The organism is Methylobacterium sp. BTF04 (assembly GCF_010692745.1).
In the GTDB taxonomy this organism is placed as follows: domain Bacteria; phylum Pseudomonadota; class Alphaproteobacteria; order Rhizobiales; family Beijerinckiaceae; genus Methylobacterium.
This window is the reverse complement of sequence record NZ_JAAHTB010000002.1, coordinates 55,765-68,298: the sequence shown is the minus strand read 5'-3', so window position 1 is coordinate 68,298 and position 12,534 is coordinate 55,765. Positions and strand designations below refer to the sequence as shown.

Annotated in this window: 10 protein-coding genes and 2 tRNA genes; 8 read left to right on the top strand and 4 right to left on the bottom strand. The window is 69.2% G+C overall.

Going from position 1 to position 12,534, the window contains the following annotated elements; all coding sequences use genetic code 11:
• Positions 1–101: 101 nt before the first annotated feature.
• Both hrpB and G3T14_RS01775 read left to right on the top strand, forming a co-directional pair.
• Positions 102–2,603, top strand: coding sequence for an ATP-dependent helicase HrpB (gene hrpB, locus G3T14_RS01780; protein WP_204262571.1), 2,502 nt, complete (start codon positions 102–104; stop codon positions 2,601–2,603).
• A complete protein-coding gene (locus G3T14_RS01775) occupies positions 2,603–3,046 on the top strand; it encodes a DUF805 domain-containing protein (protein ID WP_163639428.1) in 444 nt (147 codons plus the stop codon). The genes hrpB and G3T14_RS01775 overlap by 1 nt, the downstream gene beginning before the upstream one ends.
• A 175-nt stretch (positions 3,047–3,221) precedes the next feature.
• On the opposite strand, the gene cmk is transcribed toward G3T14_RS01775, so the two are convergent.
• Together cmk and aroA are read right to left on the bottom strand one after the other, a co-directional pair.
• A complete protein-coding gene (gene cmk / locus G3T14_RS01770; protein WP_163639426.1) occupies positions 3,222–3,854 on the bottom strand; it encodes a (d)CMP kinase in 633 nt (210 codons plus the stop codon).
• 4 nt (positions 3,855–3,858) lie between these two features.
• Positions 3,859–5,208 (bottom strand): 3-phosphoshikimate 1-carboxyvinyltransferase, encoded by a 1,350-nt coding sequence (aroA, locus tag G3T14_RS01765; protein ID WP_163639424.1) that lies wholly within the window; start codon positions 5,206–5,208, stop codon positions 3,859–3,861.
• Between the two features lie 260 nt (positions 5,209–5,468).
• Between aroA and G3T14_RS01760 the strand changes: the two genes are divergently transcribed.
• The 5 genes from G3T14_RS01760 (at position 5,469) to G3T14_RS01740 (ending at position 7,750) form a co-directional block, all read left to right on the top strand.
• Entirely contained in the window at positions 5,469–5,861 is a 393-nt protein-coding gene (locus G3T14_RS01760) for a TIGR02300 family protein (RefSeq protein WP_163639423.1), read from the top strand.
• 219 nt (positions 5,862–6,080) lie between these two features.
• Positions 6,081–6,156, top strand: a tRNA-Ala gene (locus tag G3T14_RS01755).
• 313 nt (positions 6,157–6,469) lie between these two features.
• Positions 6,470–6,545: transfer RNA gene (locus G3T14_RS01750), tRNA-Ala, on the top strand.
• A gap of 133 nt (positions 6,546–6,678) precedes the next feature.
• A complete protein-coding gene (locus tag G3T14_RS01745; protein ID WP_163639421.1) occupies positions 6,679–7,245 on the top strand; it encodes a hypothetical protein in 567 nt (188 codons plus the stop codon).
• 76 nt (positions 7,246–7,321) lie between these two features.
• Positions 7,322–7,750 (top strand): DUF2147 domain-containing protein, encoded by a 429-nt coding sequence (locus G3T14_RS01740; RefSeq protein WP_163639419.1) that lies wholly within the window; start codon positions 7,322–7,324, stop codon positions 7,748–7,750.
• A 264-nt stretch (positions 7,751–8,014) separates the two neighbouring features.
• On the opposite strand, the gene alaS is transcribed toward G3T14_RS01740, so the two are convergent.
• Positions 8,015–10,675 (bottom strand): alanine--tRNA ligase, encoded by a 2,661-nt coding sequence (gene alaS / locus G3T14_RS01735; protein WP_163639417.1) that lies wholly within the window; start codon positions 10,673–10,675, stop codon positions 8,015–8,017.
• 206 nt (positions 10,676–10,881) lie between these two features.
• Here alaS and G3T14_RS01730 point away from each other — a divergent pair, with 206 nt between their 5' ends.
• Entirely contained in the window at positions 10,882–11,298 is a 417-nt protein-coding gene (locus G3T14_RS01730) for an MAPEG family protein (protein ID WP_163639415.1), read from the top strand.
• Between the two features lie 124 nt (positions 11,299–11,422).
• Here the strand turns inward: G3T14_RS01730 and recA are convergent, their stop codons facing one another.
• Positions 11,423–12,514 carry a recombinase RecA gene (gene recA / locus G3T14_RS01725; protein WP_163639413.1) on the bottom strand — a complete coding sequence of 364 codons (1,092 nt, stop codon included), beginning with the start codon at positions 12,512–12,514 and terminating at the stop codon, positions 11,423–11,425.
• Positions 12,515–12,534: the final 20 nt, after the last annotated feature.

Genomic DNA, 12,534 nt, shown 5'->3' with positions numbered 1-12,534 from the left:
TGAAACGGTTCAGGAATTTTCCACTTGCTCAAACGTGGCGCCGATGAATGCACTGGGGTCGGGTTGCGGTCTTGCCCCGTTCGCGCCACGAGCCTGTCACGATGGCGTCCCTGACCTCTCCTCCTGCCTCCACCGCACTGCCGATCGAAGCGGCCCTGCCGGCCCTGCGCGCGGCCCTGGAGGCCAATCGCTCCGCCGTTCTGGTGGCGCCGCCGGGGGCCGGCAAGACCACCCGCGTGCCGTTGGCACTGCTCGATGCCGACTGGCTCGGACAGTCCAAGATCATCCTGCTCGAACCACGCCGCCTCGCCGCGCGCGGAGCCGCAGAGCGCATGGCCGCGACCCTGGGCGAGCGTGTCGGCGACACCGTGGGCCTGCGGGTGCGCCTCGGCTCCAAGATATCGGCCCGGACGCGCATCGAGGTCGTCACCGAAGGCGTGTTCACGCGGATGATCCTCGACGATCCGGAACTCACCCGGGTCGGCGCGGTGATCTTCGACGAATTCCACGAACGCTCGCTCGATGCCGATCTCGGGCTGGCCCTGGCCCTCGATGCGCAGGGCGCCTTGCGCGAGGATCTGCGGATCCTGGTGATGTCGGCGACCCTCGACGGGGCCCGCGTCGCGCGCCTGCTCTCGGACGCGCCGGTGGTCGAATCTGCGGGTCGCGCCTATCCGGTGGAGACTCGCCACCTCGACCGCGACCCGAACACACGCATCGAGGAGGCGATGTCCGACGCGATCCTGCGCGCGCTGCGCGCCGATCCGGGCTCGGTTCTCGCCTTCCTGCCCGGACAGGGCGAGATTCGCCGGGTGGCGACGCTGCTCGCCGAACGGGTCGATGCGCAGACCGAGATCGCGCCGCTCTACGGGGCGCTGACACCCGCCGAGCAGGACCGCGCCGTGGCGCCGGCGCCACCCGGCCTGCGCAAGGTGGTGCTCGCCACCAGCATCGCCGAGACGTCGCTGACGATCCAGGGCGTCCGGATCGTCGTCGATTCCGGGCTGGCCCGGGTGCCGCTCTACGAGCCCGGCCTCGGTCTGACCCGCCTCGTCACCGCACGGGCGTCGCGGGCCTCCGTCGACCAGCGCCGCGGCCGCGCCGGCCGGACCGAACCCGGCATCTGCTATCGCCTGTGGGCCGAGGCGGCGACGAGCGCGCTGGAGCCGTTCACCCGCCCCGAGATCCTGGCAGCCGATCTCGCCGGGCTCGTACTCGATTGCGCCGCCTGGGGCGTATCCGACCCGGCCAGCCTCGCCTTCCTCGACGCGCCGCCGGCGCCGGCGCTGCAGGAAGCGCGCACCATGCTCGCCGATCTGTCAGCCCTCGATGCCGATGGGCGCCTGACGCCCACCGGAACAGCCCTGCGCGCCCTGCCGCTGCCGCCGCGCCTCGCCCGCATGGTGGTGAGTGCCGCCGGGCAGGATCGTGCCCGCGCCGCCGCGAATCTGGCGGCGGTGCTGGTGGAACGCGGCCTCGGTGGCGACGGCGTCGATCTCTCCGAGCGGGTCGAGCGCTTCGCGCGCGATCGCGGCACCCGCGCCGGCGATATGCGCCGGCTCGCCGATGGTTGGGCGCGGCAGGCCGAGAGTTTCGCCAGGACATCGACCGAGGCCCCCACAGCGGCCGCGTCCGGAGAGATCGGCGCGCTCCTCGCCCTGGCCTATCCGGACCGTGTGGCGCGCGCGCGCGGACGCGACGGGGAGTTCGTCATGGCCAATGGCCGGGCCGGGCGCCTCGATCCGGCTGCGGCCTTGGCCCGCGAACCGTACATCGTCGTCGCCGACATCGTCGGGACGGCCGCCAATGCCCGCATCCTCGCAGCCGCCGCCATCGACATCGAGACCATCGAGGGCCTGTTCGCCGACCGCATCGCGCAGCGCACCGAGGTCGCGTTCGACCGCGCGTCGCGCTCGCTGCGCGCCCGCGCCACCCGCCGCCTCGGTGGCCTGACCCTGGGCGAGCGCATCCTGCCGGTTCCCACCGACGCCGCCTCGGCCGAAATCCTGGCGCGTGGGATCGCCGAGACCGGGCTCGACACCCTGCCCTGGACTCCGGCCCTGTCGCAATGGCGGGCCCGGCTCGCCTTTCTCAGGTCGGCGGAAGGCGAGCCTTGGCCGGATCTCTCCGACGACGCGCTGCGCGCCAGCGTCACCGCGTGGCTGGCGCCCGAGATCGTCGGCCGCACCAGCGTGGCGGCCATCGCGGCCGACGATCTCGGGCGCGCCTTGCAGTCGCTTCTTCCCTGGACCCTGCGCGCCCGGCTCGACACCGAAGCCCCGACCCATGTCGAGGTGCCGACGGGGTCGCGCATTCCGGTCGATTACGATGCCGAGGGCGGCCCGGTTCTGGCCGTGCGGGTGCAGGAACTGTTCGGCCTGGAGCGCCATCCCGCCATCGGCGGCGGCCGGGTGCCCCTCGTCCTGCACCTGCTGTCGCCGGCCTCGCGCCCGATCCAGATCACTCGCGACCTGCCCGGGTTCTGGCGGGGTTCGTGGAGCGCCGTGCGTGCCGAGATGCGCGGGCGCTATCCGCGCCATCCCTGGCCGGAAGACCCGGTGGCCGAGCCGCCGACCCGCCGCGTCAAGCCGAGGGGCACCTGATGCGGGGTGCCGCCCTGTCCCGGATCCGACGGGCGTTCGATCCGCGCGGGCGCCTGTCGGCCCATGCCTATCGTCTGCACTTCGTGCGGAGTGTGCTGGCCTTCGCCGGCCTGGTCTGCCTCGCGATTTGGCTGGCCGCCCTCGATTTCAGGCTTTTTGGGATTCTCGCCTTCGCCGGCAACCTGATCGTGCTCGCCGTCCTCGGAGCACGCACCGCCCGACGCCTCCACGACCGCAACCGCTCGGCAGCCTGGCTCGGCGTCTACGCCCTGGTCTACGCCGCCAGTTTCGCGCCGATCGAGACGGCGGCCGACCGCCACCCGGTCGTGGTGATCGTCGGAGTGCTGGTGATCCTCGGCTTCTTGTCGTGGTTCTTCGTCGAGACGTTTCTGCGGCAGGGAACCCCGGGTCTCAACCGCTTCGGGGCGGAGCCTGACTCCTGATACGGATTTCGGTCGAAGACCTCGGTGGGCATGGGCGCAACAGGCGCCCTCTCACGTTTGGGATGTTCAGACTGGGGACAAGGGTAACACCTGACCCCAGTCATCTCCTTTCAGGAGAGGAACCCCCGCGCTTGAAAGAGATCGAAGCGATCGAGCGGAGACGGGTGACTCGCCTTCAATGCGGGCGGGCGCGGTCGACGACGGCGCGGGCGGCCGCGAAGGCCTCGTCCGCATCGAGCTCCGTGGTGTCGAGCAGGACCGCGTCGGCGGCGGCCTTGAGTGGCGCCGTGGAGCGCTGGGCGTCCCGCGCATCGCGGGCGACGATGTCGTCGAGGATCGCGTTCAGGGTGGTGGGCTCGCCGCGGCGGACGAATTCCAGGTGGCGACGGCGCGCGCGCTCTTCCGGGGCGGCGGTGATGAACAGCTTCACCTGCGCCTTCGGGCAGACCACCGTGCCGATATCGCGCCCGTCGAGCACGGCGCCGCTGGCGCCCCCGGCGAAACGCTGCTGCCACGACAACAAAGCCGATCGGACCGCCGGCACCGCGGAGATGCGCGAGGCGGCATCGCCCATCGCCCGCTCACGGAGGCGCGGATCGGCGAGACGGTCGACGATCAGCGCGGCGGCGGCGCGCGCGGCGGCCTGATGGTCGTCGAGGCTGTAGCCCGCATCGATCACCGTGAGGGCCACCGCCCGGTAGAGCAGCCCGGTATCAAGGTGGGGCAGGCCGTAATGGGCAGCCAGCCGTTTGGCCAGCGTGCCCTTGCCCGAGGCGGCTGGCCCGTCGATCGCGATGACCATCGGCATGGCGCTATCCTTCGATCCGGCCACCGAGCGCCTGCATCGTTGGCAGGAAGCTCGGGAAACTCGTCGCAATCATCGCGCCGTCGTCGACGGTCACCGGTTCGCGGGTCGCCAATCCCATCACCAGAAACGCCATGGCGATGCGATGGTCGAGATGCGTCGCCACCGTGCCGCCGCCGCGCGCGGGCGATCCATCGCCATGGACGACGAGGTCGTCGCCCACCACCACATGCGCGACGCCGTTGGCGGCGAGGCCATCGGCGACCGCGGCGAGGCGGTCGGATTCCTTCACCCGTAATTCGTGCAGGCCGTTCATGCGGGTGGTGCCGGTGGCGAAGGCGGCGGCCACCGCCAGCACCGGGTATTCGTCGATCATCGACGGGGCCCGCTCGGGCGGCACGTCGACCCCCTTCAACCGGCTCGCCCGCACGCGCAGATCGGCGACGGTCTCGCCGCCCTCGTCGCGCTCGCGCAGGCGCTCGATATCGGCGCCCATCTCGATCAGGGTGGTGATGAGCCCGATGCGCAGGGGGTTCATCATCACGCCTTCGATGGTCACGTCCGAGCCCGGCACGAGGAGCGCCGCCACCAGCGGGAACGCCGCCGAGGACGGATCGGCCGGCACGATGACGTCGGTGCCGCGCAAGGTCGGCTGTCCGGTGAGCGCGATGGAGCGGCCATGGCCGCCCTCCCCGTGCGCAGTCACCGACACCTCGGCCCCGAACAGGCGCAGCATCCGCTCGGTGTGATCGCGGGTCGCCGCCGCCTCGATCACGGTGGTGACGCCGGGCGCGTTGAGCGCGGCGAGCAGCACCGCCGACTTGATCTGCGCCGACGCCACCGGCGTCTCGTAGGTGATCGGAATCGCCTCGCGCGGACCGCGCAGGGTGAGCGGCACCCGTCCGCCCTCCTCCTCGCTCACCACCTCGGTGCCCATGCGGACCAGCGGATCGAGGATCCGGCGCATAGGGCGCTTGCGCAGCGAGGCATCGCCGTCGAAGGTCGCGGTGACGGGCTGGCCGCCGACCACGCCCATCATCAGGCGCGACCCGGTGCCGGCATTGCCGAAATCGAGCACCTCGGCCGGATCGGTGAGGCCGCCGATGCCGACACCCTGGATCCGCCAGCGTCCATCGCCGAGGCGCTCCACCGTCGCGCCGAGCGCGCGGGCCGCGGCGGCGGTGCGCAACACGTCGTCACCCTCCAGCAGCCCCTCGACCCGGGTCTCGCCGATGCTGAGGAGCCCGAGGATCATCGCCCGGTGCGAGATCGACTTGTCGCCCGGCGGACGTAGGGACCCCTGCAGGGGGAGGCCCGCCGAGGCGGTCAGCGGTTGCGGCGCGGAATCATGGGACACGGTCGTCGACTTTTCGGCTTTGCCCATCGAACACTGTGCCGGGGCACGCATGGGCGATGGTTCGCATGTGACGGTTCTGCGCGCCGGTTATCACGCACGCGGGCCGCAGTCATCCGACGCCGCCGCGAGAGCCGGACGTGCCCACCACCGAAGATGTCGGCGGTCGGAGGGACTGACGATCGAACAGCCAAGATTTGACAGGAACCTCTCGCCCGACTAACGGGGCGCCTCTCCCCAGAATAGCACTTAGAGGTTCGCCCGTGGCCAGACCGGAACTCGGCTTGAAGCGTCAATGCATGAGCTGCGGCGCGAAGTTCTACGATCTCGACAAGGATCCGGCGACCTGTCCCAAATGCGGGACGATCTATCAGGTTTCCGCCGTGACCAGCCGGGTCGCCGCGCCCGCCCTCGCCGCCCGTGCCGCCGCCGTGCCGGCCGACGACGATGAGGATACGGACGCCGAGAAGGGCGGTCCGGAGATCGTCTCCCTCGATGAGGTCGAGGCCGCCGAGGACGAAGCCGATACCACCACCGACGGCGACGAGACCGAGACCGCCGATACCGACGACACCTTCCTCGAGGAGGAGGATTCGGGCGACGACGACGTCGCCGACCTGATCGACGGCGATATCGAGAACGACGAAGAGAGCTGAGATCGTCGCGCTTTCGGCCGGATCACTCCGCCTCGACGAAAAGCCGGCGGCGGTTTTCCCCGGGTCGGAACGTCGGCAAAAAAGTTTGCCGACACGGCACAATAGGGGTTGAGGCCGGGCGGAAGCCCAAGTACATCACCGCCATCGACGGCGGGCAGCAAGCCCGCCCGTCGACCTCGACCATCACGGACGTATCCAGACGTCGTGTTGGGTTATAGTGGGGCCTTAGCTCAGCTGGGAGAGCGCTTCCATGGCATGGAAGAGGTCATCGGTTCGATCCCGTTAGGCTCCACCAACCTTCTTTTCAGGCCAATCTTATTCGCTTGATCGCCGGCGGCTCGCCAGCGTCGCGATGGCCTTTGCGACCCCTCCCGATACTGTGCTGCAGTGAAGTCGTGGGCCTGTCCCGTGTCGTTTCTCGGCACCGGAGACCTGGCCTTGCCGGCGCGACCGACGCTCGGCGCCCCTGAAGAATCCTGCGCGCCGACGCGATTTGGGCTTGAGGGCGAACCGAAGCGGCCGTATATCACCGCCATCGCCAGCGGGCACGACGTGCCGCCGGCTCTGAAGACCATCGCGGTCGTCCAGTCCGTCGCGGTGTGTAAAGTGGGGCCTTAGCTCAGCTGGGAGAGCGCTTCCATGGCATGGAAGAGGTCATCGGTTCGATCCCGTTAGGCTCCACCATTTTTCCTTCGCTCCTCGGCGATCTCGCGACATTCCAAAGCGGTTGCAGGCGCCTCGCATCCAACGGTGCGATCTGCGACAGGTTGTGTCTCGGCTCCGCGAAGCCGACACGGTCCCACCGGTGCTCGACGCAATGATCCCTCCCGCCGGCTCGCCTCGCCCCCGCGTCTCGACGGGCGGACCGGATTCCGAAGCGTCGCCTGCGGGTCTGATCGAGACGCTCTCGCGGCGCTTGCTGTCCGGCCACAGCGCCACCGCCATCCTCGAGGCCTGGTGCGTCGAGCGCGGTCTGTCGGGGCCGGCGATCGTCGCCGAGCGGGTCGACGGCGCGGACCGCGCACTCGACGAAGACCGGCAGCGGCTGTTCCAGCTCGCCCCCGGCGAAACCCTGCGCTACCGCCGCGTCCGCCTCTCCTGCGGCCCGCATACGCTGTCCGAGGCCGACAATTGGTATGTCCCGGCCCGGCTGACGCGCGAGATGAACCGCCTCCTCGACGCGACGCAGCTTCCCTTCGGACGCGTGGTCCATCCGCTGGCGCCGACGCGCCGTAATCTCGATCTGCGCCTGTTGTGGTCGGAGGGAACGCTCGGACCAGACGACGCCCTGTTCGCCATCGAGGCTTTGCTCAGCACGCCCGACGGCATTCCGTTCTGCGAGGTCCACGAGACCTATCTGGGCGCCGTTCTCGACGGTCGCTGACGCCGTGAGGCTTGCAGTGCGCCGTGGCCCCGCGCTATGGCGCCGGTCCCGAATGACCGGCGAAAGGCAGAGTCCGATGGCAGTGAGCAAGCAGGCGGTCCGGCGCTATGGCGCGGCATTGCTGGTCGGGCTCGCCCTCTCGAGCCCGACCCTCGCCCAGAAAGCCGGTGATCCGAGCGGCCTGTGGCTCACCGAGACCGGCGATTCCAAGGTCCGGATCGCCCGCTGCGGCGCCGGCTATTGCGGCACGCTGGTGAGCGTCTCGGGACCCGGCCTCGACGACAAGAATCCCGACGCGGCCCTGCGGACCCGCAGCCTCGTCGGCGTCCAGATCATGAACGCCGGCAAGCCGACCTCGGATGGATACGAGGGCTCGCTCTACAATCCGAAGGACGGCAAGACCTATTCGGGCGGCCTCGTGCTCAAGGGCGCCAACACCGTCGAGGTCTCCGGCTGCGTCATGAGCGTGTTCTGCAAGCGGCAGACCTGGAAACGCATCAGCTGACGACACGGGTGGAACGGGGCCCCTCTCCCGTTTGGGAGAAGCGGTCCAAGCTTGCAAGTGACCGAAGCGATCGAGCGCAGACAGTCTCCTGCCGTTTCGGTTGAGTTGCTTCGGTCGCCTACAAGCTCGGGTCCCCTCTCCTGGAAGGAGAGGGACAGGGTGAGGTGCGTGACATTCACGGAGAGCCCACGCCCCTACCCTCTCCCGAACGCGAGAGGGTGCCTGTTGCGCTTCGGGTCACCGAGGTCATCAACCGGAAACCGTTCAGCCCGCCAGCGCCGCCCGGATCGCGTCGAGGGCCGCCTCGGCGCCTGCGCCCTCGGGGCCGCCGGCCTGGGCCATGTCGCGGCGTCCGCCGCCGCCCTTGCCGCCGAGATGGCCGGCACCGGCCCGCACCAGCGCCACCGCATCGTAGCGCTCGGTGAGATCGGCGGTGACGCCGACCACGAGGCCGGCTTTGCCGTCGGGCGCCACGCCGACCAGCGCGACGATCCCCGAGCCGATTCGGGCCTTGCCCTCGTCGGCCAGACTCTTGAGGTCGCGCATTTCGACCCCCTCGACCACCCGGGCCATGATCTTGATGTCGCCGATCTCGGCAATGCCGTCATCGCCGGCGCCGGATGCGCCCATCGCCAGTTTCTTGCGCGCCTCGGTGAGTTCGCGCTCCAGGCGGCGGCGGTCCTCGATCAGGGCGGCGAGCCGGTCGGGGGCATCGGTGGCCGACGCCTTGAGCAGACCGGCCATCTGACCGAGCGTCCGGCTCTCCTCGGCGCGGAAGCGCCGTGCCGCGCCGGCGGTCAGCGCCTCGATCCGGCGTACGCCGGCACCGACGGCCGATTCGCCCACCACCGACACCTGGCCGATCTCACCGGTGCGCGCCGCATGGGTGCCGCCGCAGAGCTCCACCGAGAACGCCTTGAGGCGGCCCTGCGCGCCGGCGACCGGCAGACCCATCGAGACGACGCGGACCTCGTCGCCGTATTTCTCGCCGAACAGCGCGCGTGCGCCCGAGGCGACGGCCTCGTCCTGCGCCATCAGCTTCGTGACCACGGGGGTGTTCTGGAGCAGGACCGCGTTGGCGATGTCCTCGACGGCGCGGATCTCGGCCTCATCCATCGGCTTGGGGTGGCTGAAGTCGAAGCGCAGGCGGTCGGCCGAGACCAGCGATCCCTTCTGGGCGACGTGGTCGCCGAGCACCTGACGCAGGGCCTCGTGCAGGAGATGGGTCGCGGAATGGTTGGCGCGGATCGCCGCCCGGCGCGCCGGATCGACCCCGAGCTCCACCGCCTGTCCCATGGCGAGCCGCCCCTCGTCCACGGTGACGTGGTGAACGAAGAGGTCGCCGAGCTTCTTCTCGGTGGCGGTGACGCGGGCCTTCAGGCCGGCGGCGGTGAGCGTCCCGGTATCGCCGACCTGACCACCCGATTCGGCGTAGAACGGAGTCTGGTTGAGTAGCATCAGGCCGGTCTGACCGGTGGAGAGCGTGTCGGTCTCGGCCCCGTCGCGCAGGAGCGCGGTGACGATGCCCTCGGCCTGCTCGGTCTCGTAGCCGAGGAATTCGGAGGCGCCGACGCGCTCCTTGAGCCCGAACCACACGGTCTCGGTGGCGGCCTCGCCCGAACCCGTCCAGGCGGCGCGCGCCGCCTTGCGCTGGCGCTCCATCGCGGCGCTGAACGCGTCGGTGTCGACGCCGATACCGCGCGCCTTCAGCGCATCCTGCGTCAGGTCGAGGGGAAAGCCGTAGGTGTCGTAGAGGGTGAAGGCCGTCTCGCCCGACAGGTTCTGGCCCTGGGCGAGGTCGCGGCTCTCGGAATCGAGGATTGCGAGGCCGCGCTCGAGGGTGCGGCGGAACCGGGTCTCTTCGAGGCGCAGGGTCTCGCCGATGAGGCTCTCGGCGCGGACGAGCTCAGGATAGGCCTGCCCCATCTCGCGCAGCAAAGCCGGCACGAGGCGGTACATCATCGGTTCGCGCGAGCCGAGCAGCTCGGCATGGCGCATGGCCCGGCGCATGATCCGGCGCAGGACGTAGCCGCGGCCCTCGCTCCCCGGCAGGACGCCATCGGCGACCAGGAAGGCGGCGGCGCGCAGGTGATCGGCGATGACGCGGTACGAGGCGACGGTGCCGGGTTCCGGCCCACGTCCCACCGCGTGGGAGACCGCATCGATGAGCGCGCGAAACAGATCCGTCTCGAACGTCGTCGTCACGCCCTGGAGAATCGAGGCCATGCGCTCGAGGCCCATGCCGGTATCGATGGACGGGCGCGGCAGGTCGAGGCGGTTGCCCGGCTCGATCTGCTCGTATTGCATGAACACGAGGTTCCAGAATTCGAGGAAGCGGTCGCCATCCTCGTCCGGCGAACCGGGCGGTCCGCCGCGCACCGACGGGCCCTGGTCGATGAAGATCTCCGAGCACGGGCCGCACGGACCGGTATCGCCCATCTGCCAGAAATTGTCGGAGGTGCCGATGCGGATGATCTTGTCGTCGGAGAACCCGGCGATCTTCTTCCACAGCGTGGCGGCTTCCTCGTCGTCGGCATAGACCGTGACCAGGAGCTTGTCCTTGGGCAGGCCGAATTCCTTGGTGATCAGGGTCCAGGCCAGCTCGATCGCCTGCGGCTTGAAATAATCGCCGAACGAGAAGTTGCCGAGCATCTCGAAGAAGGTGTGGTGTCGGGCGGTGTAGCCGACATTGTCGAGGTCGTTGTGCTTGCCGCCGGCGCGGACGCATTTCTGCGCCGTGGTGGCCCGGGTGTAGGGCCGCTTTTCGACGCCGGTGAAGACGTTCTTGAACTGCACCATGCCGGCATTGGTGAACATCAGCGTCGGGTCGTTGCGCGGCACCAGCGACGAGGACGGCACCACTTCGTGGTCCGCCTTGGCGAAGTAGTCGAGGAAGGTCGACCGGATTTCGTTGACGCCGCTCATCGCAAATGACTCTGTCATAGGGCTCGAGCCGGCCACCAAGCCCGGCCGGCGCGCGCACATGCCCGCGGTCCCTCACCCTTCCAGGGGTTCGAGCCACGCTGGCGCTCTCATACGGAGCGTTCCGGCGCAAGTCACGGGCGGTTTCGCTTTTCGCCAGCGCCGGGCTAGGAACTGCGTAGCTCACACCCGTGACAGGAACGTTTCGTATGCCGGTTGAAATTCGCCTTCTCGCCTGGTCCTGCTTCCTGGGCCTCGTCCACATCATCGCCGCCTCCGCCAGTGGCCTGAAGCAGCGGGGCGGACTCGACTGGGCCTCCAGCAATCGCGAGGGCACCACGCCGACGGTGACCGGCGCCGCGGCCCGGCTCGAGAAGGCCTCGAAGAACTTCTTCGAAACGTTCCCGATCTTCGCCGCCCTGGTGCTGGCCTGCGTGGTGAGCGATCGCCACAACACCGCCGTGGTGCTCGGCGCCTACCTCTACTTCTTCGGCCGCCTCGCCTACCTGCCGGTCTTCGGCTTCGGCATCCCGAAAATCCGTTCGATTCTCTGGGGCGTCTCCATCGTCGGCATCCTGTTCGTGCTGTGGGGCCTGTTCATCAAGATCCTGCCCTACAGCGCCTGAGCGTCCCGGCCCCGATGGGGGCCGCACCACCCTCATCACCAAAAGAAAAGCCGCCGGACCCGGTCCGGCGGCTTTTTTCTATCGCGCCTCAACACTGCGGATTGATCGCAGTGCAGCGGAAGCCTCAGGCCTCGCCCTCGTCGAGGTCGTCCGCGGTGGGCTTGACGTTATCGAGAATCTTGTCGGCGAGGATGCCCGAGCTTTGACGGATCGAGGCTTCGATCTTGGCCGCGATATCCGGGTTGTCGCGCAGGAACCCCTTCGAGTTCTCGCGGCCCTGGCCGAGGCGCTGGCTCGCATAAGAGAACCACGCGCCGGACTTCTCGACGATACCGGCCTTGACCCCGAGGTCGATGAGCTCGCCGACCTTGGAGACGCCTTCGCCGAACATGATGTCGAACTCGACCTGCTTGAAGGGCGGCGCGACCTTGTTCTTCACGACCTTGACGCGGACCTGGTTACCGATGGCCTCGTCGCGGTCTTTCAGGGTCGAGATCCGGCGGATGTCGAGGCGGACCGAGGCGTAGAACTTCAGCGCGTTGCCGCCGGTGGTGGTCTCGGGGCTGCCGTACATGACGCCGATCTTCATCCGGATCTGGTTGATGAAGATGACCATGCACTTCGAGCGCGAGATCGAGCCGGTGAGCTTGCGCAGGGCCTGGCTCATCAGCCGCGCCTGGAGGCCGGGCTGGCTGTCACCCATCTCGCCTTCGATCTCGGCGCGCGGGGTCAGTGCCGCCACCGAATCGATCACCAGCACGTCGATGGCGCCCGAGCGCACCAGGGTGTCGGTGATCTCGAGGGCCTGCTCGCCGGTATCGGGCTGCGAGATCAGCAGGTCGTCGAGCTGCACCCCGAGCTTGCGGGCGTAGACCGGATCGAGGGCGTGCTCGGCGTCGACGAAGGCGCAGACGCCGCCCTTCTTCTGGGCCTCGGCGATGGTGTGGAGGGCGAGCGTGGTCTTGCCCGAGGATTCCGGTCCGTAGATCTCGATCACGCGGCCACGCGGCAGGCCGCCGACGCCGAGCGCGATGTCGAGGCCGAGCGAGCCCGTGGAGACGACCTCGACCTCCTGGACCTTGTCGTTCTTGCCCAGGCGCATGATCGAGCCTTTGCCGAACGCGCGCTCGATCTGCGACAGCGCGGCGTCGATCGCCTTCGCCTTGTCCTTGTCCACCATCGGGGCTTCCACAATTTTCAGCGAGGGCTGGGCCATTCGTCGGCATCCTTATGCAT

Coding starts and splice junctions, on each gene's coding strand:
- hrpB (WP_204262571.1), top strand. CDS start 102: ATGGCGTCCCTGACCTCTCCTCCTGCCTCCACCGCACTGCCGATCGAA.
- G3T14_RS01775 (WP_163639428.1), top strand. CDS start 2,603: ATGCGGGGTGCCGCCCTGTCCCGGATCCGACGGGCGTTCGATCCGCGC.
- cmk (WP_163639426.1), bottom strand. CDS start 3,854: ATGCCGATGGTCATCGCGATCGACGGGCCAGCCGCCTCGGGCAAGGGC.
- G3T14_RS01745 (WP_163639421.1), top strand. CDS start 6,679: ATGATCCCTCCCGCCGGCTCGCCTCGCCCCCGCGTCTCGACGGGCGGA.
- G3T14_RS01740 (WP_163639419.1), top strand. CDS start 7,322: ATGGCAGTGAGCAAGCAGGCGGTCCGGCGCTATGGCGCGGCATTGCTG.
- alaS (WP_163639417.1), bottom strand. CDS start 10,675: ATGAGCGGCGTCAACGAAATCCGGTCGACCTTCCTCGACTACTTCGCC.
- G3T14_RS01730 (WP_163639415.1), top strand. CDS start 10,882: ATGCCGGTTGAAATTCGCCTTCTCGCCTGGTCCTGCTTCCTGGGCCTC.
- recA (WP_163639413.1), bottom strand. CDS start 12,514: ATGGCCCAGCCCTCGCTGAAAATTGTGGAAGCCCCGATGGTGGACAAG.